Here is a 26991-nt window from a genome sequence, read left to right as displayed (position 1 = left end):
GCAAACGTTCTTCAAGGCGCTGACCTCCATATGGAGCACCGAGGCTTCCCCACCTGGGTGCAGGACGAGCGTCGCATAGCATCGCGATTTTCATGTGGAGCTATCCAGTAGCTTCCGGACATGTCGTGCGAGCCTGTCTCTCGTGAACGGTTTCGTGAGCAGGTCGATGCGATCGCCGCCTCCTTGGTTTCGCTCACCGAACTGATCCGCTGAGTAGCCGCTCATGAACAGGAAGAGCATCTCCGGGCGCTGCCTTCGCACGATGTCAGCAAGCTCGCTGCCGCTCATTCCGGGCATGACGATATCGCTCAACACGAGATCAACCAATATGCCTCTGGAGAGCAGCTCGAGCGCCTGCGTTCCGTCGCTCGCCTCAAGAATCCGATAGCCAAGTTCCTGAAGTGTCTCGGAAGCCGCCTTGCGCACCCTGTCCTCGTCCTCGACGACGAGAATTGTCTCGCCGCCTTCAGCGCGCGGAGCCGTCTCCGCCTTCTCCTCTGGTATTGCCTGTAGAGTCGCGGGTGGAGCTTCGCAGCGAGGGAGGAATAGGGAAATGGTCGTTCCGCTCCCAAGGCTCGAGCGGATTTTCGCGCCGCCGCCAGACTGCCTCATGAACCCGTAGAGCTGGCTGAGCCCGAGACCTGTACCTCTACCCGGTTCCTTAGTCGTGAAGAAGGGTTCGAATGCCCGCGCCTGCACCTCCTCGGACATGCCGGTGCCGGTGTCAGTTACCTCGATGACGACATGATCGTGGCCGACGAGATTTGGCGGGCTGTCGTTCGCCTGCAAACCCCTCACGTTGCAGGTTCGGATCTGGAGGCATCCGCCATCCGGCATCGCGTCTCGCGCATTTACCGCCAGGTTTACGAGAGCGCCTTCGAGTTGCCCCGGATCCACGTAGGCGTGCCACAAATCAGGATCAAGCTTACACTCGATCGAGACGCGCTCGCCAAGGGTTCGGATGAGCAGTTCCTCGATGCCCTTTATCAGTTCGTTGATCTGCGTGACCACTGGGTCAAGGGGCTGAAGGCGCGCGAATGCAAGCAGTCGGCGAGTCAGCGTCGCGCTCCGACGCGCTCCGTCCATCGCTCCATCTATGTGACGTATCACATCCACGTCGCCGCGATTGAGCTTTGCCTCCGTCAGTTCCAGATTCCCGATGATGACCGCGAGCATGTTGTTGAAGTCGTGCGCGACGCCCCCCGTTAGGCGCCCGACCGCGTCTAGCCGGTCAGCCTGTGCGGCGCGCGCCTCGGCCTCGCGCCGCGCATCCACTTCGGCCAGCCGAGCCTGATTGGCTTCGGACAGCTGGCGCGTACGCTCCGCGACACGCTGCTCGAGCTGAACGTTCGATCGCGCTCGCTCCTCCTCGATGAACACCGCTCGAGCATATGCCCTGTTCATTCCACTGACGACGAGCACGATCAGAACGGCGTTGGTGAGGAATACCCCAATGGCGATGAGGCCATGAGGCGAGGTCACCCCCGATTTCTCGAACGGAACCACAAGGAAGAACCAAGCTAAGGCTGCAGACGTAGCGGCGCAGGCTAAGCCCGCCCGAGCGCCGGCCACATAGCCTGCGGCGAGTACCGCGGGCGTGAACGTGATGAAGGGAAAACCGAGAAAGGTGGGGCCAAGCGCGAGGCGAACGAGAAGGCCTACCAGAGCGAGAGCGATCGCCACTCCATAACCAGCGGCAGGCCTCCCGCGGATCCAGATCGAACATCGATAGATCGCCGACTGCTGCATCCAGCGCGGTCTCCGAGTGCCTCACGCCGAGATAAGCCGGAATGTGCTGTTTGAGGATTACTAGCCGCCAGTCGTACATCAGGCGATCAGAATAACCTTTCATCTCGATCAATGGTTTCAACACCGTGATACAAGAGCTCGTCACGCGAGACGATGACGACGCATACGGCCGTGTTTTCAATATGTTTATCGCCAATTTTCAGACATCAAGGCCTGCAGTGATGAGTCGGAGGCGTAATCAGCGCGCGAACTACTCCCATCGCCTCTCTCGTCTGCGCCGATCCATCAGCGCTGAGCTTCGCGGATCAGTTCGACCGCTCTATGCGCGTCTCCGACCGCCAATACCTTGAACTCGCGTCCGCGAAGCTGGTTGTACGTCTGGAAGAACAGGGCGAGGTCGTCGGTGAACGCCGAGCCCAGGACCTGCAGGCTTGCGACATCGCGATACGTGTGGGATTTCGCGACCTTGCCGATCAGCCGGTCATTGCGGCACGTCTTTCCCTCTTCGGTCTGTTCGGCTTCGATCACGCCCAGCAGGCGAACCGTCACCATGCAGCCGACAGGCAGATCTTCGTCGGCGAGCACGAGAATGTCGACGGGATCCCCGTCCTCCGCCTTCGTCGCGGGTATGAACCCGAACGCCAGGGGAAAGGCCATGCCGGCCGGCAGAACGCCGGCAAGCTCGAAGAGACCGCTCTCCGCATCGTAGTCGAACTTCGAGCGATGTCCTCGCGGCGTCTCGATGATCGCGCGACAAGTATGCGTTTCGGCATCGAGACGGTGCGGCAGCTTGAGGAGGTCGGTCATGCAGGCGGATCGTCCAAATACGCGTCGCGCGGCAGCCGCCATGCGTCGCCTGGGTTCAGCGGAAACAGCGACGGAATGCACCCGTTCCCAGGTAGCTGTACTACGACTTGCAGCAGCGCCATACTTGCCGCGCGTGCGCTGCCTCGACCATGCTGCTCAGTTCGCCTCGATGATGCTGCGGATGCGCGTTGCAAGCGCATCGATCGCAAACGGCTTCGTCATCATCGACATGCCGGGATCGAGAAAGCCGTTGGCGATGGTGGCGTTCTCGGCATAGCCGGTCATGAACAGGATCTTGAGCTCTGGACGCCGCTCGCGCGCCGCGTCGGCGAGCTGGCGCCCGTTCAGGCCGGGCAGGCCGATGTCGGTGACGAGCAGGTCGATGCGCCGTCTGGACTGCAGCACCTTCAGACCGGACGGACCGTCAACGGCCTCTATTGCACGGTACCCCAGCTCCTCCAGAACATCGACGACCAGCGATCGGACGGCGGTCTCGTCTTCCACGACCAGAACGACCTCGCCGCGCTCCGCGCGCAGCTCGTCGCCCAGCTCTACGCCATGGACATCCTCCTCCTCGCCGTCGCCGTAATGCCGCGGCAGGTAGAGCTTGAACGTGGTCCCCTTCTCCACCTCCGAGTAGATCTTTGCATAGCCTTCTGACTGCCGCGCGAAGCCATAGATCATCGAGAGCCCCAAGCCGGTACCCTGCCCAATCGGCTTGGTGGTGAAGAAGGGCTCGAAGGCCTTGCTGATCGTGTCAGCCGACATGCCAACGCCGGTGTCCGTCACGCAGATGCACACATACTGCCCAGGCTTCACCTCACGTTGCCGAGCCGCGTAGGCGTCGTCGAGATGCGCGTTGCACGTCTCGATGGTCAAGGTGCCCCCGGTGGGCATCGCATCGCGCGCGTTGATTGCCAGATTGAGGACCGCACTCTCCAGCTGGTGCGGGTCGCAAAGCGTCTGCCACAGGCCTCCAGCAGTCACGATCTCGAGTCGCACTGCTTCGCCGATGGTCCTACGCAGCAGCTCTTCCATTCCCGTTACAAGGCGGTTCGCATTGACGGGCTTGGGGTCGAGCGGCTGGCGGCGGGAGAATGCGAGCAGGCGATGGGTGAGCGCAGCTGCACGGTTGGCAGACGTGATCGCCGTCGTCGTGTATCGCTCCATCTTGCTCAGGTCGCCCTTAGCAAACTGACGCTGCATCATGTCCAGCGAGCCGATCACGCCGGTGAGCAGATTGTTGAAGTCGTGCGCGATACCACCGGTGAGCTGGCCGACCGCCTCCATCTTCTGCGCCTGCCGAAGCTGTTCCTGCGCGGCCTCAAGCTGGGCTTGGCGCTCCTTGTCGGCCGTTACGTCCCGTCCGGACGCGTAGATCAGGTCCGCTTCGGGTGCGGCAACCCACGAAATCCAGCGGAAGCTGCCGTCCTTGTGACGGTAGCGGTTCTCATAGACCGGCAACTCCCGTGTCGAGGCCGTGGCCAGCGCTCCTTGGCTCGAGGGGTGATCTTCGGGGTGAATGAGGTCGAGGTACGATCGCCCGACGAGTTCCTCCGGACGCCAGCCAAGGATCTGCGTCCAAGCCGGATTGACGGCGCGGAAGAAGCCATCGGTTCCGACTACGAGCAGAAGGTCGCGAGCGTTGTTCCACGTGCGATCGCGGTCCGCCATCGCAGCCTCGACGCGCCGTTCCAGCGTGTCGTTCAGCTCCACCAGCGCCTCCTCGGCCGTCTTCCGGTCCTGAATGTCCATCGACGCGCCGAACCACCGAAGGATCTCGCCCGTCCCCTCGTCCCGGTACGGCTCCGCGCGAACGAGGAACCAGCGATATACCCCATCGGCCCGCCGGATACGGTGTTCGACCTGGACGACCTCCCCCGAACGCCGCGCCTGATCAAACGCTGCCATGGTGCGCGCGTCGTCGTCGGGGTGAACATAGCTTGCCGAAACGTCGGCGGCGGTCGGCGGAACGTTGGGCACGCCAACGTAATCCGCCCACTGCTTGTTGAAGAACTCCATCCTGCCTTGGGCGTCGGTGATCCAGACGATCTGCGGCACCGCGTCGGCCATGAGCCGGAACTGCGCCTCACTATGTCGAAGGCGCTCTTCGGAACGTTTGCGCTCGGTTATGTCTATGGACGAGCCTACGAGTCCGACCACCACGCCGTCTGCGTCACGGAAGGGGGCCTTGGTGGACAGCCAGGTGGCGCAGCGTCCATCAGGGTAGGTCACCTCCTCCTCTATGGCTTCGGTCCGATTCTCGGCCATCACTCGGGAGTCGTTCGCCATCACCGCTTCGCCCTGCTCCGGATCGTCGAGGAACTCGCGATCGGTACGACCCAGGATCGCGGAGAGCGGCTTGCCGACCAGCTCTACGGTGCCGCGGTTCGCGGCAAGCATCCTGCCATGGCGGTCCTTGGCGTACACCACGCCCGGGACGGCCTGCATGACGGCTTCCAGCAGGTTCTTGGCGCTGCGGAGCGCGTCTTCAGCCTCTCGGCGCTCGTCGATGTCAATGACAGAGCCGACATATCCAAGATATTCGCCGTTGTTGCCGAAGCGCGGCGTCGCCGCGTCGATCGCCCAACGATACGTTCCGTTAGATCGGCGGAGCCGAAACTCCCCGCGATATGGCCGTCGCGCAGCGTTGGCCTCGACGAACGCCTGTTCTGCCGATGCCCTGTCATCCGGATGCGTGGCATCGAGCCAACCGTAGCCGAGCGCCTCTTCCTCGCTCTGGCCGGTGAAGTCGTACCACACCCGATTGAGGTAGGTGCAGGATCCATCTGGATCGGTGACCCACATCATCACCGGCGTGTTGTCGGCCATGTTGCGAAAGCGCGCCTCGCTATCCGCCAGCTCCGCCTGGGTCTGACGGAGCCGCTTCTCGGCCGCCTCTGCCACCCCTAGCTCCCTGCTCTTCTCGTTCAACGCACGCCGGAGCTCGAGCTGCGCCATCACCTGCCGAGCCAAGACGCGTAGTGCTTCCTGCTGCAGATCGGTGAGCTCCCTGGGGCGATGATCGAGCACGCAGAGCGTGCCGATTGGTAGCCCGTCCTCCGTCTTCAGCAGGGCGCCGGCGTAGAAGCGCAGATGCGGCTCGCCCACGACGAGAGGATTGCAGTCGAAGCGAGGATCCTGCGTGGCGTCTGGGACGAGCAGGAAGTCTTCCGCGAGGATCGCCTTTGCGCAGAAGGAGCCTTCCAGTGGCGTCTCGCGGACACCGAGACCGACCTCTGCCTTGAAGAACTGTCGACCATCGCCGATGAGGTTCACCACGGCGATCGGTGCGTCGCATAGCTTGGCCGCGAGTGCCGCCACCTCGTCGAATGCCGGTTCTCGCGGCGTGTCCATCGCGCCGTAGCGGGCCAGCGCGGCAAGCCGACGCGCTTCCGGATCGTTCATGTCGGTCATGCTATCCAGTTATCTTCCAGTCGCGCTTCGCAGCACCCGGGCTAGGCCGTCCGCGGTATAGGGCTTTTGTAGCAGTTCGAAACCGTGGGAGCCTTCGGCAGCTAGCACATGACTGTATCCACTCGTCAGCACCACCGGCAGGTTCGGGAAGCGACTGCGCAGCGTTTCCGCGAGTTCGATGCCGGACATGCCCGGCATGACCACGTCAGTGAACACGATGTCGAAGTTGTCCGGGTTGGCCTCAATCAGTGCCAGAGCTTCATGCCCGCTCGGCACCCACATATTGCCGTAGCCGAGATCCCCGATAAGGTGCGCCGCGAACTCGCCGACATGCTGATTGTCCTCCACCAGCAGCACGCACCCTCCACCGGAGTGCGGAGCATCCGCAGTCGGAGGCGCGATGTCGGGATCCCCACGATTCTCGCGATCGTCAGCGCGCGGCAGATATAGCGTGAACGTGGCGCCGTTGCCAGCACCGCCGTCGATGACGATCTCGCCGCCTGACTGCTTCGCGAATCCAAACACCTGGCTGAGCCCGAGGCCGGTTCCCTTGCCCACATCCTTGGTGGTGAAGAAGGGCTCGAAGACCTTCGCAAGATTCTCCTCGCTGATCCCAGTGCCGGTGTCGCTGACTGCGATGGAAACGAACTGCCCCTCGGCCGCGGCGTGACCGCGGGTTGCCGGGATGCCGTCGCGCTCCTCCACGAGGATCGTCAGCCGCCCTTCACCGTCCATCGCATCACGCGCGTTGACGGCCATATTGAGGATAGCAGTCTCGAATTGGTTCGGATCGGCGTCAACGATGCAGGGCTCGCAGTTGATCTGCAGGCTGATCTCGACGCGAGACCCCGACACCGTTCGGAGCACGTCCATTCCCCGCTGGATGCGTTCGACGACGTCGAAATGCTGGGCCTGAAGTGGCTGCCGGCGCGCGAACGCTAGGAGCTGGTTCGTGAGCTTGGCAGCCCGCTCCGCCGTTTCCTTGATCGAACTGATGTATCGTTCGCGTTTCTCCTCGGTGAGGTCAGGCCGCTCGAGCAGATTGATGCTGCCAAGGATTACGGTCAGAAGATTGTTGAAGTCGTGTGCGACGCCGCCGGTGAGCTGACCAATCGCCTCCATCTTCTGGCTCTGACGCAGCGCCTCCTCGATGCGCTCGCGCTCGGCGACCTCTGCAACCAAGGTCCGCTGTGACTCCTCCAGGGCTGCGACCTGGTCGGTGACGGCGTGTTCGAGCGAGAGATTGAGGTCCTCGAGGAGCGCCTTTGCCTGCGCATCGTTTTCCACATCGATGCACGTTCCAATCCAGCGGAGCACCCGGCCCTGTTCATCGGCCTGAGGAATGCCGCGACAGGCGAAGCAGCGGTATTCGCCATCAGAGCGAGCGACCATGAAGGTCTGTTCGAAGGTCTTGCCCGTGCGAACTGCTTCGCCCCAGGCCTCTCGCGCTCGGTCGCGGTGTTTAGGATGGATCGTCTCCAGCCACTTGTCTCCGAGAAGGCCTGCATCTTCGCGCCCGGTGTAGGTCTTGAAGCGCGCGTTCGTCTGAACATAGTGACCATCGGCGTCGGCCTCGAACACGAACCCAGGCAGCGCATCGGTCAATGCCGCCAGGCGATGCTCGGTCTCGCGCTCCCTAGTCCGATCGCGGACGATCTTCACGAAGCCCGCGCCGTCGCTGAGCGGCATCATCAGTCCGGATCCCCAGAACCGGCTGCCATCGTTCCTCAGGTGAAAACGCTCGTCGATCGCTCGGCCATCCTTCCATGCCCGCTCCATCTCATGTTCCGGAGAGCCAGCGGCCTGGTCCTCCTCCGTGAAGATGATGCGACCATGCTGCCCGGTCGCTTCCTGCGACGACCAGCCGAGGATCGAGCTGGCCCCTGGGTTCCAGCTCGTGATGATCCCGTCTCGATCGAAGCTGATGATGGCAAAGTCGGTCGAGCTTTCGACGATCTGTTGCGCCAGTCCCCCATCGATCATCCGCAAGCTGCTTCATCGCACACGGCTCGGCGGCCTGCCAGGCGCTCGGTGAGCGCGCGCAGGCCGGTGCGAACGACGCCGCTGGCGCTGAAGCGATGCCGGACCGACACGTCGTCGTTTACAAAGCGTGAAAGTACCTGATTGAGCGAAATGGTACGTGTCTGCCGACGCAGCATTCGACCTCCGAAGACGATGTATGACATTGGAATACACGCCAACGGCGTTGCGGTTCCTGAATATCGAACTTGCAGCCGGTCGCTTGCGGGATCCGCTGTATGAACCGACACTTGCCCGAGTAGACGATCGGATGGTGGAAGAAAATTTGAGGATGGTCCGTGGCCATATGGCGAGCTACTTCGTTCGGACTTGAACCGATGCTCGGTGACACGTCATCTCAACCTCTAGGGCGAGAATGGCTTGTGAAAGGACAAGGCAGCAGTGGAGCTGAAGGCCCAGTGAGCGGGGAAGGTCTGCAATCCAAGTACTCGGCTCACATGCTTGCCGAACTGGAACAGCTCGCCTCCGATATCGCTGCGTTGTCACAGCTCCGCGCCGACATGGACGACTCCGGAGACGCGCCCGTGCTCGAACAGGTCATCGCGCATCTAGAGTGGACATTGGAAGAGCTGCTTCGCTGCCCTGGCATGTTGGCGGAAACATTGCCTTGGTGGACGAAGTGGAGGGCAAGATCTTAGCTGAGCGCGTAGGGCAGATCGATCCGTACCCTTCATCTCGCGCCCGGTCAGCGGGACAGCCGCTCTTTCCATAAGATTCGCATCATTGTAGCTGCGGGGGATGGGAACGGCGTGGTTGCGGGCGACCTTCTGCGGCCCCGAACCTGTTTGCCGTGAAGAGGCGTCTCGACGGTGTAGCGCACTGCACTTTTTGATGGCAGTTGCCCCTAATGCGACTGCCCCGATTGAGCACGGGGGGCTCGACCGCGGGGCTAAGGCAGGTTTCTGGCTGGTTGCAACATGTTACCAGCATGGGGGCCATCACGAACTCAACTCCGTGAATGCGAATTGCAGGAGTTGGATCACGCTCGCATCATAGCTCGACCTGCTGGATGAAGGAACTTGCTATGCCAGAGCCTACGGTGCCACTCGTACCATCGGGAGAGCTCAATCACATGAGCTTCCCCAGCGACGACGTGAGCGCCACCTCGAAATTCTTCGAGCGATATCTCGGTTTCTCGATCTCGATGCGCGAAGCCCGCTTCGCCATCTTGAAGCGGCCAGGCCTTGATGTCGTCATCGAATCCGCGCGGGCTGATGCCCCAACCATTCGGACGGTTGGGGCGGCAAAGCCGGGCCGGCCGTTCTCGCACAACGTAGCAGACGATCCGAACCGCGCCATTTGGCCCATCTCATTCCATATCGGTCTAGAGCTCGAAGACGTGGCAGACGGTAAGCGTAGTCAGCAGGCCGCAGATTATGCGGCTTGCGCAGTTGGTTGATCTGCTGGCGGTGCCCAGTTCCGCGGCAGGAGTTCGTCCCAGCGGCTAGCAGGCCAGTTATCGGCGATCTTCGCGATGACGTCGGCGATATAGGCCTGCGGGTCGACACCGTTGGCCTTGCAGGTCTGGATGACGGTGTAGATGGCGGCGGCACGTTCACCGCCCACGCGGGAGCCGGCGAACAGCCAGTTGCGGCGGCCGATGGCGATGCCGCGCAGCGCGCGTTCCGCGATGTTGTTGTCGATCTCCAGCCGGCCATCGCCCAGGAAGCGCGACAGTGCCGGCCAGCGCTTGGTGCCATAGGCGATGGCCTTCGCCATGTCGGATTTGGGCGACAGACGACGCAGTGCGACATCGAGCACGTCGCGCAAGGCGCCGACCAGCGGCTTGCTGCGCTCCTGCCGTGCCCGCTGCCGAATATCCGGCGGCTGGCCGCGCACCTCGGCCTCGACGGCGTAGAGCGCGCCGATCCGCTCCAGAATGTCGGTGGTCAGCGGCGTGGCGGTGCGCTCATGCAGGTCGAAGATCTTGCGCCTGAAATGCGCCCAGCAGGCCACCTCGGTCACACCGCCCCGGTAGAGCCCGTCATAGCCGGCATAGGCATCGGCCTGGAGGAAGCCGCGAAAGCCGGCGAGATGCGCCAGCGGGTGCGCCGCGGTGCGGTCCGGCGTGAAGCGATACCAGGTCGCGCGCGGCGCCGCGCTGCCCGAGGCCTGGTCGTCGGCCGCGTACACCCATAGCCGCCCGGTTGCGGTCTTGCCGCGGCCGGGATCGAGCACCGGCACCGGGGTGTCGTCGGCATGGATCTTGTCGGCGTGTAGAACTTCGTCACGGATGCGAGCGACGACCGGATCGAGCAAGGCTGCGGCCTGTCCGGCCCAGCCGGCCAGCGTCGAGCGGTCGATATCGAGCCCTTGCGCCGCCATCATCTCGGCCTGGCGGTACAGCGGCAGGTGATGATCGAACTTGGAAACCACGACATGCGCGAGCGTCGCGAAGCTGGCCTTGCCGCGCGCGACGGCGCTGGCCGGCGCGGGCGCCTGGACGATCTTCTCGCAGACCCGGCAGCTATATTTTGGGCGGACGTTGCGCACCACCCGCCAGCGCACCGGCACCACGTCGAGAATCTCATGGGCATCCACGCCCAGCCGGCGCAACGCGCCGCCGCAATCCGGGCAGGTGCAGGTGCCCGAGGCCGGTTCGTGGACAACGTCCTCGCGCGGCAGATGCGCCGGGAGGCTGCGGACCGGTGCCGGCCGCGCCGTCGCCTCCGACGGGCGCGCCTCTACCGGCGCCGCGTCGCGCTCGGCTTCCAGCTCTTCCAGCGCCAGTTCGAGCTGCTCGATCTCGCGGCCCAGCTTCTCGGAGGAGGCGCCGAACTTCATCCGCCGCAGCCGGGCGATCTGCCCGCGCAAGCTGTCGATGAGCAGATCGCGGGCGGCGAGCGCGGCATTGGCCCGGGCGAGCGACGCCTCCAGCGCGGCGATCCGCGCGGTGGCATCAATAGGGGAAACGGGCGCTTCCGACACCCGGATTTGCTAGCAGATCGCAGCGCTTCAGGCGAGCAAAACCGACGCAAAACAGCCGGTTTCAGCCCGCCAGCGTCGGCGTGCAGGTCCTCTCGGGCCGGCGCCAGTCGATGCCCTCCAGCAGCATCGACAATTGCGCCGGCGTCAGCACCACCGTGCCGCTCGCCGTCACCGGCCAGACGAAACGGCCCCGGTCGAGCCGCTTGGAAAACAGGCAAAGGCCTTGCCCGTCGAACCACAGCAGCTTGACCAGATGCCCGCGCTTGCCCCGAAACGCGAACAGCGCGCCGGAATGCGGGTTTTCCGCCAGCACCTGCTGCACCAGCACCGCCAGACCGTCGAAGCCCTTGCGCATGTCGGTCACGCCGCACGCCAGATAAACCCGCGTCGGCAACGGCGCCGGGCTCACCGCAGCACCGACAACACCCGTGCCAGCGCATCCGCATCCACCCCGCCGTCGACGCTGATCCGCACGCCGCCGGGCAACGCGATATCGATGCGCCCCGACGAACACGGCACCGGCGGTGACGCCGGCACGATCGGCTCCGCGAGCCGAACCTCGGCGAACACCGGCAGCGACGCTGCAGTCCCGGCCAGCTTGCCGACCCGCAACTGCTTGCGCCACGTATAGATCAGGCTGCTCGACACCTCGCGCCGGGCGATCACATCGCAGACCCTGGCCCCAGGCCGGAATGCCTCCGCCAGGATTTCCAGCTTCTCCGCGTCCGACCATCGCCGCCGACCCGACACGCGGCCGACTATTTCCATGCGGCCAGTCATACGAGTGCTCGTAGGACTGGCCGTAGAACCCGAAACTTCCTGCACCAGCACCGCCCTCGTCAAAGGCGGCAAGCATCCCGCCTATCGACGATGCCGCAAGGCGGCCTGCTGAACACGCTTACGGCAGACGTTCAGGCTATGCATCATCGACTGGAGCGTGACGGGTTCGTGGCGGAGACGGATGTGTTCCACCATGAGCGAGGATCCAGATTTTTTCTCCGCGCACCTGGCGGCGTCATGATCGAGTTCAATACCCGCGCCGACGCGGAAGCGAAGTTTCGGGGCACCTTCGATTGATGCTGTTCACTAAGATCAGCGGTCTCAATTCAAGCCTAGGAGAACGACGCCGCTGCGCCAGCCGCCGCTGACCCCCCCCCAGACGCTTCGACTCTGAGCTGGGGATAGGAGTCGACGATGTGGAAGCCAGATAGCGGTCATGCGCAGGCATTCCGCGGCGGCCGGACAGGCCGGGTTCGGCCGCTTAAGGCCCCTCTCGGACGGGCTGACGGATGATCGTTTTCAGCTTTGCAGGCAAAGTCTTTCTTGGATCCCCCAGATAGACTTCGTGATGCCGTCCGTTGAAGGTGTAGCCGCGCTCTGGCATGATGTCGTCGTGCAATTTCGCCAGGAGCGGCCCTTCTTCGTCATAGGACCCGACATGGAGCGCCTGCAGGCAGAGCCCCTCCGCCAACGTCTGCAGTCTCAGTGTTTCTGCCAGGTGTTGCAGTTTACGTGCACTCTTGGCTTTCCCTTGCGCGAGATGATCCTCATCGACGAAGTCTGGGACCATGATCATCATCGTCCAGTCCCAATCGTCCTTCTGCCGACGAGTGAAGGTCTCCGGATCCGGGGCTGACCAGAGCCCTTCAAGCGGCGCAACGACGAAGTCCCGCCGCTCCTGCTTGCACATGAACTTGATGGCGTAGGCCGTTGCATAGAGACTCTCCACTGCCTCTCTGTAGGCTGCGACCGAGTTCGGATCGCCGTGCCCGTCCGCCATTAGGTAGCGAACCGCTGGCGCTTCAATGAGCTCGAATGTGTTCAACGTCGCACTGAACAACGCCTTTCGTTCCTTCTTGAGATCGAGTTTACTCATCAGCAGCTTCCACGTTGATGATAGAGTGTTCGCTCACTATCGCCCGGTTCATGCAAGACGGACCCTGACGGGCAGAAATAGCGTCAATGAAGCCCCTCCACCACCGGGCGCTCCCAGCCAACTTATTGTACGCGGCAAGTAGATGAAGAGCGCGCGGCTACTTCTCGGCTGGCACAAGGGAAATCAACTGGAAAGGCCTAGGCTGCCTGGGGCTGCGCCAACTCGATGTCCGCGGTGCTCGCATTATGCCGAAGTATCTCCAGAATGGATGATACGAAGCGCCTCGCCTCCTCGCTCGTGAGCGAGTAGAATACCTTCTGACCGCTCCGTCGCGATGATACGAGACCCTCCCCTTTCAGGATCGCGAGCTGCTGGGAAACAGCTGTTGCGCTGGCACCAACCGCGTCGGCCAGTGCCGTGACTGACTTCTCGCCGTCTAGAAGCTCCCAGATCAACATACTGCGCGTCCGCCCAGCAAGAATCTTTAGGAATGCAGAAGCCCGGATCGTGAAGTCGAGTAGATCATCCCTCATAGGCGCACATTATGAACACCTCTTGGAACATGCAAGGCTCTGCGATCATGGGCATCCATATGCCTGTGACCAGTTTCCGCGAGCATGATGGTCACGACGACCGCCGCAGGTCGCGCCATCATGGAAGGATACTCGGCTTTCGCCGGGCCTTAATAAATCGAGGTTAAGAACTTGAGCTGCAACGATCCGCGGATCATCACGTTCTACGCTCTCGAAAAAGGATAGCGGAACGAGTGAGAGCCCGACCTACTGTCTGGAGCGAGCCCGCGAGCACCGCGAAGCTGCGGATGCAACGCAGCTCGAGAACGTGCGGCGAAAGCATAGTGAGAGCGCGCAGATGTGGGAACGCATGGCCGCAAGGAACTCCGTCCTCAGCCGCCACTTCGATTCAGTGGCGAAGTAGCAGCTGCAGCGCGAGCCGACCGCTAGCCGATCCCTGATTCGATCTTCTTCAACTCGAGGATTGTGACGGACCACTGCCCGAAGAGCTCGATGGCGCGCATCTCTGTGCCGCAGAAGAACGCCTAGCCGACATTCTTACAATTTAACCTCGATGATGTGCCTTAACCCTTGGCTGAGGTTGTAGCCGGCAGACTGAAGGCGATTCTGCGATTGGGACCGGGTACATTGCCGGCAACTCTCTGCCTGAAATAGCCGTTTCCTGCTCAGCGGACGCAACGTTGTCGCCGAGGAGAGTATCGATGTTGGATCCACGAGAGCTGGCAGAAGTGCGTGCTCGCGTCCTTCACGAAGCAGAGGAGCGGGAGAAGGCGATCGCCGAGAAGCTGCCCCCGGGTCTGGAGCGCGACGAACACTGGATGCTGGGCGAAAGGCTCTCGGATGCGGCCTGGGCAATCGAGGAGGAGTTCGATCTGGAATCGTCGCCGAGTGGGCTTTGGCCGGTGAGCGAACAGGCAGCCTAAGATGGCTGCCATGCCACATCACTGCATTGATCCGAGAGATGGTTTGAGCGATCGTCGGATCAAGAGGAAAATCGCAGGCGATCGACTGAAGGCAGGCGCCCAGGATCGTAATCGGATCTCCCTCCACGAGGATTACGAGGTCCAGGACTGGATGGCGTCCTTTGGCGTCTCCAAGGAAAAGCTCGCGGAGGCACTACATGCCGTGGGTGATCGAGCTGAGGACGTTCGCGAGCACCTGAGCCGTTGACCAATCTCTCGCCTCACCTCTCTCGGGGGTCGGAAACTCAGGGAATTGCGGGCGAACGGTACCGCCGTCAGTGGCGCATCGCGCAACTCGAGTGCATGATCAGAGGTTTGGGAGGTGCGGCTGCACTCGTCGATCATATGACCGACCGAGAGGGAGTCGTTAAGCATCCGATCCTATACAGGCTCCGCCGCCCCGGAAGTTCCCCTGACAATTCCGGGGTGGCAACCATGCCTCGCACCCTCAGGGGTGACATTGCTACCGGACTTCCTTCGCTATGAGGAGCGCGGGGGCTCTTCCGCGCAGGCTGAAATCTTTTATGGTGCACGCGTGCATGCGCTCGACAACATACGTGCCCTGATCTCCCGTTTGCAACCGGAAGCCATATGTGACCAATGCATCGTCGAGCGCCTAGGACTCGCCCCTGATGTGGTTGTCGAGCAGGCCGTTCGGCAGCTCAGCGGAACGTGCGGCATCGAGCGACGCCGCGGCACCTGTGCGTTATGTGAGAGCGAGAAGATCGTCAGCCGCCAGAAGAGCTGATGCCTCGACGCACTGACTCGTCGATCATGATTGGCAAGGAGCAGAGCGCAGGGATGCGCATCGCGACAGTCTCCGGGCGAAGATGAGCCTCCGTGCGGAGCTCAGCGCGGCGGCGTGATTGCTACCGCCACCGGGCAACCTGCGGAACGTGAACGACGCGTTGAGACGCCAGTATCGTTTGCTTCAGGCAATCTAGTGCGCCAGTTGCTCAGCTAGCCGAGAGCAAACTGGGGCACTTCACCTGGCACATCCGTAGAAATCCCGATGCTGCTGGCGGCAAACCTGCAAGCTGCTGGCGCTAAGTGTCCGCAGGTGAGATCAAATTTCTATAGTCCGGCCCCTTATCCCGAGGATGAGGCGTACCGCCAGCAGGTCGTCCAGAGGCTGCTCGAGCGGAGCCTGCCCTTGGGCCCGCTCCAAACGGCTGTGGATGCCGCAGCGGACCTCTTCCGGGTGCGCTATGCCGCTATGACGCTGCTTGACGACGCTCGCCAGTGGCTGCCGGCCCGACACGGTCTGGATGTCGACTTCACGTCGCGAGCGGTGGCGTTCTGTGGGCACACCATACATGCCGATACGCCGATGATCGTCAAGGATGCCCGCGTGGACGAGCGGTTTGCCGGTAATCCTCTCGTTCTCGGCGCCTCAGAGATTCGTTCGTACGTCGGCATACGCCTGATGGTATCGGGTGCCGCAGTCGGCGCGCTGTGCGTCTTGAACGACGCCCCCCTTCCCGAAGTGCCGTCGGAGCGAATCGATCAGCTGCGCGAGCTGGCGTCCGGGGTCGTTCGAGCGCTCGAGGACCGGCTCAAGGTTCAAGTAGGACCATTCGGGACGTCGGATGCGAGCTCGATCGTTCGACTTGCCTGCCGGGGGAACGACAATGCTTAAATCCTTGTCGGGGAAGATCTATGCCGTAGGGGTGGTCATGACCCTGGCGCTGGCCGCACTGGCATCCTTGCTCATGCTGTCCTCATCCGAGATGGAGAGCGGGTATCGCTGGGTGCAGCATACGCAGCGCGTTCTTGAACTCACCTCCCGGCCCGTCGACCTCGTCCGCCGCGCGGAGTCCGAACTCCGCGCCTCCATCATCAGCGATGATCCCTCGTTCTCCTCGGACACCCCTGCTCTTCTTCGTGACGCGTCAAGGGACTTGGACGAGCTGGTCCGCATCACCGCGGACAACTCGCGTCAAAATGACCGAGCTCAGAAGCTTCGCGATGCGGTCCGCAAACGGGTCGGCTTCATGCAATTTGGGCTCTCGCAGCTGAGCGCAGGCAAATACGCCCAGTTGAGCAAGGCCGATATGCAGGAGCGCAGCCGACAGGCAGAAGCGCTGATGGCCCAGGTCGAGAACAGCAAGAACGAGATGCTGCAGGCCGAGCGCGCACTCCTGGATGCCCGTACCTCGCGCGCGGAGTCGCTATTCCGGTATAATCGTCGTTCGGTTGCGTTCGGCGTTCCCCTCATCATCCTGCTGATCGTCGGATCCAAGATCTACATGGTCCGCGCCATACGGCGGCCGACGGCCGAGATGTTGAACACGATGAACGCATTCGGGAGGGGCGACCTGTCCGCCCGCATGCACGACCACAAGATCGGGGCTGCTGAATTCTCCTCGATCGCCAATGGGTACAATCAGATGGCCGAGCGACTAGGTGCTGCGATGGAGCAGCAGCGAGTGAGCGAGGATCACCTGCACCTGGCGAACTTGGCGCTCGAGGAGAGATCATCGGCTCTCGAGACCCGAAGCGCCGTGGTAGATCGATTGGATGCGATGTCGCTTCGATTGCTGGCGTCTCGCTCCGATGCGGAGTTTGCCAAGGTGATCGAGTGCTTCGTACCCCAGGTACTGACGGGGTCGACGGGCGGCGTCTATGCGCACAGCAACAGCCGAAATCAGCTGGTTCGGATCGCGAAATGGGGTGACGCAGACGATTTGCCGGAGTGGTTCGAACCCCACGCCTGCTGGGGCCTTCGTCTGGTCCGCACCCACGTTGTTGAATCGCAGGGCACGGACCTGACGTGCAGCCACGTTCCGATAGGCTCGAAGTCGCACTGTGAGCCATTGCTGGCCGGGGGCGAAGTGATCGGGATGATCCACCTCGCCGACATTCTGCCCGCGGCTGAGCGCTTCCGGATGACCATGCTTAGCCGAGAGGTCGGCTCAGCCCTGGTGAACCACATGCTTCAACGTGACCTGCGCGAGCAGACGATCCGCGATCCGCTCACGTCGCTCTTCAACCGCCGCTACCTTGACGAGACGCTGACGATGGAGCTCGCGCGAGCGGCCCGGGGCGGAGCGCCGATGGCGCTGATCATGTGCGACGTCGATCACTTCAAGCGCTTCAACGACGAGCATGGACATGACGCCGGCGACGCCGTGCTCCGATCCGTGGCAGCTGAGATGCAGAAGCATTTTCGCGACGGGGATGTCGTCTGCCGATATGGCGGCGAGGAGTTCACCATCATAGCCCCAGGAGCCTCCGCGGAGGCGATCGCAGCCCGCGTGGAGGGCCTGCGAGCGGCGATCACGAACCTTAAGGTCCGGACCGGAAGCGTAGAACTGCCGAGCGTCAGCATGTCGTTCGGTATCGCGGGCTATACTCCGGCGATCACCCGGGGAGCCGATCTCATCGAGCTCGCGGACGAGGCTCTCTATCGGGCGAAGCGCCAAGGGCGCAATCGAGCAGTCGTCGCCGAGCGGCTTGCAGCGTAGAGCCAGCCTGCGTGGACAGTTGCCCCGGCGTGCCCCCGCGGTCATGGCGCATGGGTGGATGCGCCGGCAAGTAAGAGGCCGCAGCGACGATCATCTGGCTTTCGCTAGTTCGGCTGCTCGCCATGCTCTCCATTTGCGCATCAATGCGTTGCGTGCTTCCGGCACGCGTTGGTCGACTCGCTCCACCGCTGCGATCCGGTCAGTGCGAAAGTGTCGGAAGCTCCCTCGACGCTCGCACCATGAGATGAGAACGCGCCTTGCGTCGGAGTAGCCCAGGACGATCGGCCAAACTGTGCGTTCCGTCCGCTCGCCTCCCTCGGCGTGATAGGTAAGGCGCAACTTGGTTCGGTGTCGTATCGCGTCCCGTAGCTGCCCCAGGTCGATGACCTCAACGATCTCACCAAGGCGCGGCTCGGCCGCGGTGCTTGGTTCAGCTATGACCGTCTTCAAATTGGCGGGCGCAGCTGCGGCAATCTTGGCGAGGACGTCGATGGCCGCGGGGGAGAGAAGAGGATCGCCGCGCTCCGCAACCCACTGGGCGCCGAGCGCAATCGCCTCCAGTTCCACATGCGTCAGCATGAGCGGTGGCATGTCGTATTCTGCTGAAAGCAAATAGCCGAAACCTGCCTCGCCGGTGATGGGCACTCGCTGCGCCACCAGATCCGCCACGTCTCGGTAGACGGTGCGAACGCTGACCTCGAGTTCGGCGGCAAGTGCGGCTCCGGTTACCGGGGTTTGCGCCCTTCGAAGGATCTGAAGGATCTGAAAGAGGCGATCGGCACGTCGCACGTCCATGACTCCTGCTGACAGAACGGTGTCAGCAGGGATGTGTCACAAGCGCCACGCACACAAGTGACCTCTTCTCCTGGGATTGCACGAATGAAGTTCGCCTCCACTCGCCTCATCGCCGCGGACATGCACACGATGGTTGCCTTCTATGAGCGCCTGACGGGCCATTCCGCCGAATGGCTGGCCCCTCAGTTCGCCGAAATCGTGACGCCCGCCGCGACGTTGGCGATAGGATCCGCTGAAACCGTCGAGCTCTTCGCAAGTGGCAGCGCCGAGCCCAGCGCGAACCGGACGGCGATCTTGGAGTTCATGGTCGATGACGTCGACGCAGCGGTCGAGCGGATGAAGGGGAGCGCAATGCTGGTGCGCGAGGTGAAGCTTCTGCCTTGGGGAAACCGCTCGGCTCAGTTCCGCGATCCGGAAGGGACTCTGGTTAGCCTCTTCACGCCCACTACCGACGCGGCGAAGGCTCGATTTTCCTCAAGGTGAACGATCGCGAGAACAGTCGCGATTGGGTGACGGGCCGAGCCAGTTGTGGAGAGCGGCAATACGCGGGCCGCCGCGCGATTCATCGGGCGTTATGAGCGTTCGTGACCATCCGCACGAGGTCGGACAGGGTCTTGGCCTTCAACTTCATCATGACGTTCGCCCGATATACTTCAACGGTCCGCGCACTGATGCCGAGGTCGAAGGCGATGGCCTTGTTTGCCTTGCCCGCTACCAGACCATCCATGACTTCGCGCTCCCGCCCGCTGAGAGCTTCGATCCTGCTACGCACCTCAGCGCGCTCCGCTTCAACCTGCTCGACGACGTCGCGATCCGCAATCGCCTTGCGAATGGCGTCGAGCATCAACTCGTCGTGGAAGGGCTTCTCGATGAAGTCCGCGACACCTGCGTGGAGGGCTTGGATCGCCAAGGGGACGTCGGCATGACCGGTCACGACGATGACGGGCACGTTCGCTCCGCGCTTCTTCAGCTCTTCGACAAGTTCGATGCCGTTCATCCCGGGCATGCGAACGTCCGTCACGATGCATGCCCCGTGCAGCGGTGGCGCGGCGGCCAGAAACCTGTCGGCGGAAGCGAAGGAACGTACGCGGATGGACGCGGTGTCGAGCAGGAATTCAAGCGCATCGCGCGCACCGTCATCGTCGTCGATCACATAGACGATGGGATCACTGGCCACCCTTCAACTCCTGTTCGTCAACCATAGGCACCGTGAAGCAGAAGCGCGCTCCGCCGCCGTCCCGAGGCGCTGCCCATATCCGGCCGCCGTGCGCCTCGACGATCGTTCGCGAAATGGAGAGGCCTACGCCCATGCCTGAGCGCTTTGTAGTGACAAAGGGTTTGAAGAGCTGCTCTGCCACCTCCGGGTCGATACCGGGGCCTGTATCTTCGACGCAAACCTCGGCGAGATCGCCATCGGCAAGCTTGAGCTTGATGATGAGATCCCGAGAACTCCCGGGCCCTGCAACCATGGAGTCGACGGCATTCCTCACGAGGTTGAGCACAACCTGCTGGATCTGCACCCTGTCCGCAACGACTGGGCGGAGATCGTCTGCGAAGTCGTAGCGCACGCTGATCTCGTGTTCCTTGGCGCCAAGTAGAGCAAGAGCGCTGGCTTCCTCGACGAGCTTGGGCAGGCTCTCCACGGTTCGCTCGGTCTCTCCACGAGAGACGAACTCCCGAAGGCGTCTGATGATGTCGCCGGCGCGCAGCGCCTGAGCGGAGGTCCTGTCAAGGGCATCGGCTACACGATCGAGCGGAGGTTCCTCTCGTGCAAGAAGGCGCCGGCTGCCTTGCAGATAGTTCGCTATAGCCGACAGCGGCTGGTTCAGCTCGTGCGCTAGAGCAGAAGCCAGTTCTCCAAGCGCGGTGAGCCTCGACACACGTATCAGCTCCCCCTGTAGCTCCTGCACGCGCGCTTCAGTCTTCTGGCGTTCGGTAAGGTCCCGAATGAAACCGGTGAAGTGCCGCTGACCTGCTACGTGCATCTCGCCGACGGCCAGCTCCACTGGGAACGTCGAGCCATCCCTGCGCTGCCCCACTACTACCCTTCCCTTGCCGATGATCCGGCGTTCACCGGTCTCGTAGTAGCGCTTCAGATAGCTGTCGTGTGCCGCCCTATACGGGGAGGGCATCAAACGGCTGACGTTCTGGCCACGCACATCCTCCGCGTCCCAGCCGAACATGATTTCAGCGGCCGGGCTGAAGTCTCGGATCAGCCCCTCCTCGTCGATTACCACGATTGCGTCCGGCACCGTGTCGAGCAGAGATCGAAGATGTGCTTCCCTGCGAGCCAGCCCCTCCGTCACCTGGTCGGCTTCGGCGCGAGCACGTTGAAACCATTCGCCACCCAGAGCGACTGCGCCGCCGATGATGATGAAGGCGAGAGCTGCAATTTCACTACCGGCACCGATAGGCCCGGCCATGCTGTCGCATAGAAGGCCCACGCCTGCACCAGCGACGCTCGCCATGAGGCCAGCGCTGATGCCGGAGAAAGCGCTCGCCAGAACCACAGCAGGAACGAAGAAGATGAAGGTTGCGCGCTGCCCAAGCTCGACAGCAAACCAGATGCGAACGCCCGCGCCGAGCCCGATCGCTGCTGCCGCCAGCGCCAGGGCGGCCGGCATGGACAAGCTCGGAAGGTAGTGATGCTGGAGAAGCGGACGCCGGCTGATCACAGGGTACCTTCAGCTGCAAGGCAGTGGTGCTGCCTCCGGAAGGTTCCTTAGGGTATACGCAGTAGGGACAACATCCAAATTTTCCACCATCTCTACCCGGCATAGAAGGAGGCAACACACAGAGATCCTGCATAGCGGAGAAGCATCATGAAATCGCCTTTCATCGACCTGAGCGTTCATCACCAGCCGAAGGGGTTCTCCGACCGTATCGCGTTCGGGTTCACCAAGCTGCTGCGTTGGACGGCGGACACCTTCTTCGCCGAGCGTTACGGACATCGCGCAGTGGTGCTCGAGACCGTGGCGGCCGTGCCCGGTATGGTCGGCGCGACTATCACCCATCTCGCCTGCCTGCGACGCATCTGCGACGACAAGGGCTGGATCCGGACGCTGATGGACGAGGCCGAGAATGAGCGCATGCACCTGATGACGTTCATCGAGATCTCCAAGCCCACCTGGTTTGAGCGAGCCGTGATCATCGGCGTTCAGTGGGTCTTCTATCTCTTCTTCTTCGCTCTCTATCTCGTCAGCTCGAAGACGGCGCACCGGGTGGTCGGGTACTTCGAGGAGGAGGCGGTGATCAGCTACACCCACTACCTCGCCGAAATCGACGAGGGCAGGAGTGAAAACGTGGCGGCGCCGGAGATCGCAAAGCGGTACTGGAACCTGCCTGACGACGCGACGCTTCGTGATGTCGTGCTGGTGGTTCGTGCAGACGAAGCGCACCACCGTGACGTGAACCACGGCTTCGCCAACGAGCTCGCCGGCCTCCCGACCGGTGCCGTCGCGGAATGCCCGCCTCATGTGGCGCTTGAACCCATCTGGAAGAAGGCTTCCTAAAATCTGGAAGCAAGCAGACCTGGCCTGCTGATCAGCAACTTGAGGACCGCGCGCTAGACCAAACCGGCGCGCGGTCTTTGATGTGAACTCTTTACGGAGACTCTGCGGTTTGTGATGAAGCACGATGCGGCCTGCTTCGAGCGCGGCGGTATCGGCTCAGCCCATCACCGTCGCTAGTCGATGAGATTGGCCGGTCGGACGCATAGTAGATCTTCGAGGCTGACTTCGATCGACAGCGGTCGGTACCACCCCTTGAGTGGCGAAATCACCGCCGAGTATCCCCCTTCAAGGAAACAAGGCAGCATCTCAGCATTGTCGTCCCTGACCATCAAGATGCCAGTTCCCTCCCATCCGGAATGCTTCAGCGCCGGCAGCAGGTCGAACAGCTCCTCGGACCACGGCGCCGATACTGCGGCCAGCAAAACATCAGCACTACTCTTCTGGCGACTTCGCAGGACCGCCTCTGGTGAGCGGAACGAGTGTACATTGCACCCAGCGCTCGCCAGGAAGAGGTGCGTCGCACGACGCGCCTGATCGTCGAGGTCGAGCAACGCAACGCTGCAGTTCCGGGCCTTCCCGAGTCCTGTCATGGGCACCACCTCCTGATCGATCGAATGGCACACAGATCTTCGGCCGTCGCTACGTAGACCTCCGTCGAACTTCTCCATCAGGATCTGCACGCCTGCGGGGTACTCGATTAGCCCCCCAAGCTGATCGCCACCGCCGCCGGGCCGAGGTTCGGAGGACGCGTGAGGGAGAGGGTAAAGGCAGAGCCACGGGCCAGATTGACAACGGTTCGCATCTTGGGTGCAACAGCAACACTTCGTTACCTTTCCCGACCTCGCGTGTTGTGACCGCCATGCCGAAAAAAGAAGTCCCCTCATTCCCTTCCCCATCCAACCGCAACGCCGTTCTGACCGCCAGCCGCAACCTGAAGACGGCGCGGTCTGCACATGCGTATGTGCGAGGAAACACAGCCAAGTTCTATGACTGGCTAGGAGCCTCCCCCGCCTCCGGGAGGGTGCCGCATGGACCTTCCATCTGGATCTGCGGCGACTGCCATGTCGGGAACCTGGGTCCGATCGCCAACGGAGACGGCCGGGTAGAGGTTCAGATCCGAGACATGGACCAAGCTGTCATCGGCAACCCTGCGCACGATCTCATTCGCCTTGGCCTGTCGCTCGCAACCGCCGCAAGAGGAGCAGACCTACCCGGTGTCGTAACCGCGCGGATGATGGAGGAGATGGTGGAAGGCTATGCCGCCGCGACCCATGATCCTACCAGCGGCGACCCAGGTGTCGAGCCGGATGTCGTACAGAGCGTCAAGCGACGGGCGCTGGGTCGCCGGTGGCGGCATCTTGCGAAGGAGAGGTTGGAAGCGGTCGAGCCTCAGATCCCCTTGGGCAAGCGATTTTGGCCTATCGCCAGGAAAGAGCGCGTAGACCTTGAAGCTGCACTCCACGAGCCGGGGGTGCTTGCGACCGTGCTCGCGCTCGAAGACGACGATCGGGCTCTAGACGTCCACCTGGTGGATGCCGCCTACTGGATGAAGGGGTGCAGCTCGCTGGGGCTGCTGCGATACGCAGCGATCGTAGCTCTGCCCGACCAAAAGGGAAGAATGGACTACGCGCTCGTCGACTTGAAGGAGGCAGTCGCACCGGTCGCGCCTGCAGCACCAGGCGCCCAGATGCCGCTCGACGCTGCCGATCGCGTCGTAGCGGCGGCTCGCGCGTTGTCTCCCCATCTGGGAATGCGGATGGCAGCCGTTCGCATGAATGGGCGCTCACTCTTCGCGAGAGAACTTGCACCGCAGGATCTGAAAGTCGAACTCGATCAGTTCAATCGATCCGAGGCGGTTAAATCGGCGCGCTATCTGGCGTTCGTCGTCGGTAGAGCACATGCACGGCAGCTCAACACGGAGGCGCGAGCGGCGTGGCTCGAAACCCTAGGCGCCGCACGTCGCGGCGACCTGGATGCGCCATCCTGGCTTTGGGAGAGTGTCGTGTCCCTCGCCGGGCATCACGAGATGGGATATCTTGAGCACTGCAGGCGGTACGCGCTCGCCGCCTGATATCGAAGCAGTCAAAGGCAGATGCATTCTTCGACCCGCTCGTGGTTCATGAGGCATGAAGCTGTCTACTGAACCGCCAAGCTGCCGCGCCACCAGCCACGGCGATAGCGCAGGTATGAAGCTCAGGCTTCTCGCATGCTACGAGATGGCAGCGTGCCGGCTGCAGCTCCCACGACGGGCCCGACGCGCGTGTGAAGACGAGCCTTCGCGCTGCAGAACCGCTTAACGAACAGGTAGGCATGTTCTGCTATGCCGCGCCTGAAGGTTAGGCAGGTTCGAAGAATGGCCACTGCTGTCACGACATTGCTCCACGAGCTAGATCAACACCATGCCGCAATCGAGGCCGGCATCGCGGAGGTCGAAGCGCACTGCAGCCGCGATTTGCCGAATCTTGCGGAGCTGGCCGCCATCCGAGTGAAGCTGAGTCGAGCAAGCACGGAGCGATCAAGGTTCGTTCGAGAATCGGTCGTTCCCAAGCTCCTAGGGCAGGCCGACGCCTCTCTGCGTGGAGAGTTGTCTCAGATGCTCGAGGCGTTCAGTGCCAAGCGCGCCGCTTCCAGCAAGCACGTTGCAGCATGGAGCTCCTGGACCATCCAGCAGAACTGGGGTGGATACCGCGAGGCATCCGGAGTGATCCGAGGCATGATGCGCGAGCAGATAGAGCGTGAGCGGAGAACGTTGCGCACTCGTCTGAAGGAAAGAGCACTCTGAGCAGTCGAGCGAGGTGTCACCTGCTTCCGCTGTGAGACTGAATAGTGTCGCCTTGCCCTGGCAAGCCGCGCCCTGCCCGGGGCCGACCTAAGCTCAGAAGGAGAACGCGAGTTCGGCGTCTCGGGGTCAGCAACGGGAGCTGGACGGGACCGGTAGTGCATATGCGGCTTCTACCGTTCCCGCCGATAAAATCGTACGGATGAGCGCCGTCGCTCACTTCAAAGTTCAACATCGACGCCGCTACGTCGCCCAGAGCACTTGATCCCGTCGCGGCGCCAACCAGAATGTCGATCGTGGAAGGAGATTGCGAAGGTGCTTCTAGGAGGAAGAGGTATAGCTTCGCACGTGCATGTTGCCTGCCGGAAGGAGAAGCGGCTTGGAAAAGGTAAAGCTTCATCCATGGTGATGCAGAAATGATCTGAAAATGATCACGATGACCAGAAGCGCCAGCATGACGATCATGACCAAACCTAGTCGCACCATTTGACGTCCCCCCTGTTTTTTGGCCCGTTTTGAGCGAGAGTTTTCCGGCCCTTTGAAGCCTTTTGGCAAGGAGCTGGGACATGAAGAAATCGCGGTACACGGAAGAGCAGATTGCGTTTGCGCTGAAGCAGGCGGAGACGGGCACGCCGGTTGCCGAGGTGATCCGCCGGATGGGGATATCGGAGCAGACCTTCTACCGCTGGAAGAAGGTGTACGGCGGGCTGGGCGTGGGCGAGCTACGGCGGGTGAAGCAGCTCGAGGAGGAGAACCGGAAGCTGAAACAGCTGGTCGCTGACCTGAGTCTCGACAAGCATATCCTGCAGGATGTGCTGGCAAAAAAGCTCTGACGCCTGGACGGCGGCGCGAGATTGTCGCGCACGTCCAGGCGTCCCACGGTGTCAGCGAGCGGCGCAGTTGTTCGGCATTGGGCATCGAACGTTCGTCGGTGCGGTACATCTCGCACCGGCCGGACCAGACGCCGCTGGTGATGCGCATCCGCGATCTGGCGGCGGCGCGAACGCGTTACGGCTATTTCCGCATCTACATCCTGCTCCGCAGGGAAGGATGGGTCGTGAACCACAAGCGTGTGTATCGGCTCTATCGGGAGGATGGACTGAGCCTTCGGCTCAAGAAGCCCCGGCGGAACGTCAGCGCCGCCAACCGGGTGCGGCAACCCGCGGCATCGGCTGCCAACGAGATGTGGTCGATGGACTTCGTGTCCGACGCCCTGTTCGACGGCCGGCGCTTGCGGGCGTTGACGGTGGTCGACGCGTTCACGCGCGAAGCGCTGGCGGTCGATGTGGACCAGGGCATCAAGGGCGAGCAGGTGGTTGCGACGATGGCGCGGATCTCCTCGATCCGCGGCGCCCCACGGACCATTCGGGTGGACAACGGGCCGGAGTTCATTTCGAAGGCACTCGACCGCTGGGCGTACGAGAACGGCGTCACGCTGGACTTCAGCCGGCCGGGCAAACCCACCGACAACGCCTTCGTGGAATCGTTTAACGGTCGCTTGCGCGACGAGTGCCTGAACGCGCACTGGTTTCTGTCGCTGGCCGATGCCCGGGCCAAGATCGAGGCCTGGCGCCGGGACTATAACGAGAGCCGCCCTCACACATCGCTTGGCTGGCTGACGCCGGTCGAATATGCTGCCGTCGCGGCCAAGATGGCCGCCGAATGAACACCGGATACTCACGCCCAAGCTGGATGAGAAACCGGGGGACCCTCAGGCAGCCCCGGACTCTACTTATGAGTGGAGGAGAAAAGGGGAGCACGTCACATTGGGTCATTCTGCCGCATACGGTCTCCCGCATTGGCGCAACGCGCAAAGCCGAAATCCATCAGCGGAGGCAGACCACCCAGGAACGACTGGCTAGAGGCACTATTCACTACCAAGACTGCCAAACGAACGCCCATTGATGCTGTTCCAGATGCGTTCGCAAGCCACTAGGTGACGATTATTCGAAATACGTACCTACTGCCTAGTGCCTCATAGGGGCGAATGTGGCGAACTTTGCACGAGTAAACATGCTGATAGCACGAATGCTGTGGAGTAGCGCGTTGCGGTCATCAGCCAGGTTTCGCCAGCAGGCTCAATCGACCAAGGCTTGGAAATCTGCCACCGCCACGGATATTGGTGG

At 62.4% G+C, this 26991-nt stretch carries 25 protein-coding genes; 11 read left to right on the top strand and 14 right to left on the bottom strand.

Annotated elements, in window-relative coordinates; translation table 11 throughout:
- Positions 1 to 90: 90 nt before the first annotated feature.
- From SPI01S_RS14790 to SPI01S_RS22365, 5 genes are all read right to left on the bottom strand, one after another.
- Complete coding sequence (locus SPI01S_RS14790) at positions 91 to 1749, bottom strand: response regulator (RefSeq protein ID WP_084253496.1); 1659 nt, start codon at positions 1747 to 1749, stop codon at positions 91 to 93.
- Between the two features lie 285 nt (positions 1750 to 2034).
- On the bottom strand, positions 2035 to 2556 hold the full coding sequence (locus SPI01S_RS14785) for an inorganic diphosphatase (RefSeq protein WP_066724056.1): 522 nt from the start codon (positions 2554 to 2556) through the stop codon (positions 2035 to 2037).
- A 156-nt stretch (positions 2557 to 2712) separates the two neighbouring features.
- Positions 2713 to 5973 (bottom strand): PAS domain S-box protein, encoded by a 3261-nt coding sequence (locus SPI01S_RS14780; protein WP_084253494.1) that lies wholly within the window; start codon positions 5971 to 5973, stop codon positions 2713 to 2715.
- Positions 5974 to 5982: 9 nt separating this feature from the next.
- Positions 5983 to 7956 (bottom strand): hybrid sensor histidine kinase/response regulator, encoded by a 1974-nt coding sequence (locus SPI01S_RS14775; RefSeq protein ID WP_084253493.1) that lies wholly within the window; start codon positions 7954 to 7956, stop codon positions 5983 to 5985.
- Positions 7953 to 8132, bottom strand: a complete 180-nt coding sequence (locus tag SPI01S_RS22365; RefSeq protein WP_157084723.1) for a hypothetical protein — start codon at positions 8130 to 8132, stop codon at positions 7953 to 7955. Before SPI01S_RS22365 ends, SPI01S_RS14775 begins: the two co-directional genes overlap by 4 nt.
- A 953-nt stretch (positions 8133 to 9085) precedes the next feature.
- On the opposite strand from SPI01S_RS22365, the gene SPI01S_RS22360 reads away from it, so the two are divergent.
- The gene (locus SPI01S_RS22360) at positions 9086 to 9412 is read left to right on the top strand and encodes a VOC family protein (protein WP_157084722.1); all 327 of its coding nucleotides are present in this window, start codon (positions 9086 to 9088) and stop codon (positions 9410 to 9412) included.
- On the opposite strand, the gene tnpC is transcribed toward SPI01S_RS22360, so the two are convergent.
- From tnpC to SPI01S_RS14740, 5 genes are all read right to left on the bottom strand, one after another.
- Positions 9388 to 10941 carry an IS66 family transposase gene (gene tnpC / locus SPI01S_RS14765; RefSeq protein WP_066724046.1) on the bottom strand — a complete coding sequence of 518 codons (1554 nt, stop codon included), beginning with the start codon at positions 10939 to 10941 and terminating at the stop codon, positions 9388 to 9390. The two genes, SPI01S_RS22360 and tnpC, sit on opposite strands and share 25 nt — an antisense overlap.
- A 61-nt stretch (positions 10942 to 11002) precedes the next feature.
- Complete coding sequence (tnpB, locus tag SPI01S_RS14760) at positions 11003 to 11350, bottom strand: IS66 family insertion sequence element accessory protein TnpB (RefSeq protein WP_066724043.1); 348 nt, start codon at positions 11348 to 11350, stop codon at positions 11003 to 11005.
- Positions 11347 to 11721, bottom strand: coding sequence for an IS66-like element accessory protein TnpA (tnpA, locus tag SPI01S_RS14755; protein WP_066724040.1), 375 nt, complete (start codon positions 11719 to 11721; stop codon positions 11347 to 11349). Before tnpA ends, tnpB begins: the two co-directional genes overlap by 4 nt.
- Before the next feature lie 481 nt (positions 11722 to 12202).
- On the bottom strand, positions 12203 to 12817 hold the full coding sequence (locus tag SPI01S_RS14745) for a GyrI-like domain-containing protein (RefSeq protein ID WP_066724032.1): 615 nt from the start codon (positions 12815 to 12817) through the stop codon (positions 12203 to 12205).
- Between the two features lie 197 nt (positions 12818 to 13014).
- Entirely contained in the window at positions 13015 to 13350 is a 336-nt protein-coding gene (locus SPI01S_RS14740; RefSeq protein ID WP_066724029.1) for an ArsR/SmtB family transcription factor, read from the bottom strand.
- A gap of 701 nt (positions 13351 to 14051) precedes the next feature.
- Between SPI01S_RS14740 and SPI01S_RS14735 the strand changes: the two genes are divergently transcribed.
- From SPI01S_RS14735 to SPI01S_RS14715, 5 genes are all read left to right on the top strand, one after another.
- Complete coding sequence (locus SPI01S_RS14735) at positions 14052 to 14273, top strand: hypothetical protein (RefSeq protein ID WP_066724026.1); 222 nt, start codon at positions 14052 to 14054, stop codon at positions 14271 to 14273.
- A gap of 1 nt (position 14274) precedes the next feature.
- The gene (locus SPI01S_RS14730; RefSeq protein ID WP_066724024.1) at positions 14275 to 14520 is read left to right on the top strand and encodes a DUF3606 domain-containing protein; all 246 of its coding nucleotides are present in this window, start codon (positions 14275 to 14277) and stop codon (positions 14518 to 14520) included.
- A 252-nt stretch (positions 14521 to 14772) separates the two neighbouring features.
- Positions 14773 to 15060, top strand: a complete 288-nt coding sequence (locus tag SPI01S_RS14725) for a hypothetical protein (RefSeq protein WP_245653613.1) — start codon at positions 14773 to 14775, stop codon at positions 15058 to 15060.
- 264 nt (positions 15061 to 15324) lie between these two features.
- Entirely contained in the window at positions 15325 to 15951 is a 627-nt protein-coding gene (locus tag SPI01S_RS14720) for a GAF domain-containing protein (protein WP_066724021.1), read from the top strand.
- 37 nt (positions 15952 to 15988) lie between these two features.
- On the top strand, positions 15989 to 17779 hold the full coding sequence (locus SPI01S_RS14715; RefSeq protein ID WP_169804525.1) for a diguanylate cyclase: 1791 nt from the start codon (positions 15989 to 15991) through the stop codon (positions 17777 to 17779).
- A 90-nt stretch (positions 17780 to 17869) separates the two neighbouring features.
- Here the strand turns inward: SPI01S_RS14715 and SPI01S_RS14710 are convergent, their stop codons facing one another.
- Positions 17870 to 18574 (bottom strand): helix-turn-helix transcriptional regulator, encoded by a 705-nt coding sequence (locus SPI01S_RS14710; RefSeq protein WP_066724011.1) that lies wholly within the window; start codon positions 18572 to 18574, stop codon positions 17870 to 17872.
- 84 nt (positions 18575 to 18658) lie between these two features.
- On the opposite strand from SPI01S_RS14710, the gene SPI01S_RS14705 reads away from it, so the two are divergent.
- The gene (locus tag SPI01S_RS14705) at positions 18659 to 19057 is read left to right on the top strand and encodes a VOC family protein (protein WP_066724009.1); all 399 of its coding nucleotides are present in this window, start codon (positions 18659 to 18661) and stop codon (positions 19055 to 19057) included.
- A gap of 79 nt (positions 19058 to 19136) precedes the next feature.
- On the opposite strand, the gene fixJ is transcribed toward SPI01S_RS14705, so the two are convergent.
- Entirely contained in the window at positions 19137 to 19751 is a 615-nt protein-coding gene (gene fixJ, locus SPI01S_RS14700) for a response regulator FixJ (RefSeq protein ID WP_066724007.1), read from the bottom strand.
- A complete protein-coding gene (locus SPI01S_RS14695; protein WP_066724004.1) occupies positions 19741 to 21198 on the bottom strand; it encodes a two-component system sensor histidine kinase NtrB in 1458 nt (485 codons plus the stop codon). The genes fixJ and SPI01S_RS14695 overlap by 11 nt, the downstream gene beginning before the upstream one ends.
- Positions 21199 to 21396: 198 nt before the next feature.
- Here SPI01S_RS14695 and SPI01S_RS14690 point away from each other — a divergent pair, with 198 nt between their 5' ends.
- Positions 21397 to 22086: an alternative oxidase gene (locus SPI01S_RS14690; protein ID WP_066724001.1), complete on the top strand. Its 690-nt coding sequence runs from the start codon at positions 21397 to 21399 to the stop codon at positions 22084 to 22086.
- A gap of 173 nt (positions 22087 to 22259) precedes the next feature.
- On the opposite strand, the gene SPI01S_RS14685 is transcribed toward SPI01S_RS14690, so the two are convergent.
- Positions 22260 to 22754: a hypothetical protein gene (locus SPI01S_RS14685; protein WP_157084720.1), complete on the bottom strand. Its 495-nt coding sequence runs from the start codon at positions 22752 to 22754 to the stop codon at positions 22260 to 22262.
- A 191-nt stretch (positions 22755 to 22945) separates the two neighbouring features.
- Between SPI01S_RS14685 and SPI01S_RS14680 the strand changes: the two genes are divergently transcribed.
- The 3 genes from SPI01S_RS14680 to SPI01S_RS14665 all read left to right on the top strand — a co-directional run bounded on the left by SPI01S_RS14680 (position 22946) and on the right by SPI01S_RS14665 (position 26531).
- Positions 22946 to 24157, top strand: coding sequence for a DUF2252 family protein (locus SPI01S_RS14680; RefSeq protein WP_066723995.1), 1212 nt, complete (start codon positions 22946 to 22948; stop codon positions 24155 to 24157).
- Between the two features lie 282 nt (positions 24158 to 24439).
- On the top strand, positions 24440 to 24868 hold the full coding sequence (locus SPI01S_RS14675) for a hypothetical protein (protein WP_066723993.1): 429 nt from the start codon (positions 24440 to 24442) through the stop codon (positions 24866 to 24868).
- Positions 24869 to 25431: 563 nt separating this feature from the next.
- Positions 25432 to 26531 (top strand): IS3 family transposase gene (locus SPI01S_RS14665; RefSeq protein ID WP_157084719.1). Its coding sequence is split into 2 segments (ribosomal slippage): positions 25432 to 25684 and positions 25684 to 26531, totalling 1101 coding nucleotides; the frame shifts between segments, so codons are not numbered across the junction.
- The last annotated feature ends 460 nt before the right edge of the window (positions 26532 to 26991 follow it).

Origin of the sequence: Sphingomonas pituitosa NBRC 102491 (assembly GCF_001598435.1) — a bacterium.
Classification (GTDB): domain Bacteria; phylum Pseudomonadota; class Alphaproteobacteria; order Sphingomonadales; family Sphingomonadaceae; genus Sphingomonas; species Sphingomonas pituitosa.
The sequence above is the reverse complement of the archived record's forward strand: the minus strand, read 5'-3'. Positions and strand labels throughout refer to the sequence as shown.

Coding starts and splice junctions, on each gene's coding strand:
- SPI01S_RS14695 (WP_066724004.1), bottom strand. CDS start 21,198: ATGCCGGCCGCCCTGGCGCTGGCGGCAGCAGCGATCGGGCTCGGCGCG.
- SPI01S_RS14780 (WP_084253494.1), bottom strand. CDS start 5,973: ATGACCGACATGAACGATCCGGAAGCGCGTCGGCTTGCCGCGCTGGCC.
- SPI01S_RS14775 (WP_084253493.1), bottom strand. CDS start 7,956: ATGATCGATGGGGGACTGGCGCAACAGATCGTCGAAAGCTCGACCGAC.
- SPI01S_RS22360 (WP_157084722.1), top strand. CDS start 9,086: ATGAGCTTCCCCAGCGACGACGTGAGCGCCACCTCGAAATTCTTCGAG.
- SPI01S_RS14790 (WP_084253496.1), bottom strand. CDS start 1,749: ATGCAGCAGTCGGCGATCTATCGATGTTCGATCTGGATCCGCGGGAGG.
- tnpA (WP_066724040.1), bottom strand. CDS start 11,721: ATGACTGGCCGCATGGAAATAGTCGGCCGCGTGTCGGGTCGGCGGCGA.
- SPI01S_RS14690 (WP_066724001.1), top strand. CDS start 21,397: ATGAAATCGCCTTTCATCGACCTGAGCGTTCATCACCAGCCGAAGGGG.
- SPI01S_RS14745 (WP_066724032.1), bottom strand. CDS start 12,817: ATGAGTAAACTCGATCTCAAGAAGGAACGAAAGGCGTTGTTCAGTGCG.
- SPI01S_RS14680 (WP_066723995.1), top strand. CDS start 22,946: ATGCCGAAAAAAGAAGTCCCCTCATTCCCTTCCCCATCCAACCGCAAC.
- SPI01S_RS14730 (WP_066724024.1), top strand. CDS start 14,275: ATGGCTGCCATGCCACATCACTGCATTGATCCGAGAGATGGTTTGAGC.
- SPI01S_RS14785 (WP_066724056.1), bottom strand. CDS start 2,556: ATGACCGACCTCCTCAAGCTGCCGCACCGTCTCGATGCCGAAACGCAT.
- SPI01S_RS14685 (WP_157084720.1), bottom strand. CDS start 22,754: ATGGAGAAGTTCGACGGAGGTCTACGTAGCGACGGCCGAAGATCTGTG.
- SPI01S_RS14740 (WP_066724029.1), bottom strand. CDS start 13,350: ATGAGGGATGATCTACTCGACTTCACGATCCGGGCTTCTGCATTCCTA.
- SPI01S_RS14735 (WP_066724026.1), top strand. CDS start 14,052: ATGTTGGATCCACGAGAGCTGGCAGAAGTGCGTGCTCGCGTCCTTCAC.
- SPI01S_RS14675 (WP_066723993.1), top strand. CDS start 24,440: ATGGCCACTGCTGTCACGACATTGCTCCACGAGCTAGATCAACACCAT.
- SPI01S_RS14705 (WP_066724009.1), top strand. CDS start 18,659: ATGAAGTTCGCCTCCACTCGCCTCATCGCCGCGGACATGCACACGATG.
- SPI01S_RS14720 (WP_066724021.1), top strand. CDS start 15,325: ATGCTGCTGGCGGCAAACCTGCAAGCTGCTGGCGCTAAGTGTCCGCAG.
- SPI01S_RS22365 (WP_157084723.1), bottom strand. CDS start 8,132: ATGCTGCGTCGGCAGACACGTACCATTTCGCTCAATCAGGTACTTTCA.
- SPI01S_RS14710 (WP_066724011.1), bottom strand. CDS start 18,574: ATGGACGTGCGACGTGCCGATCGCCTCTTTCAGATCCTTCAGATCCTT.
- SPI01S_RS14715 (WP_169804525.1), top strand. CDS start 15,989: ATGACCCTGGCGCTGGCCGCACTGGCATCCTTGCTCATGCTGTCCTCA.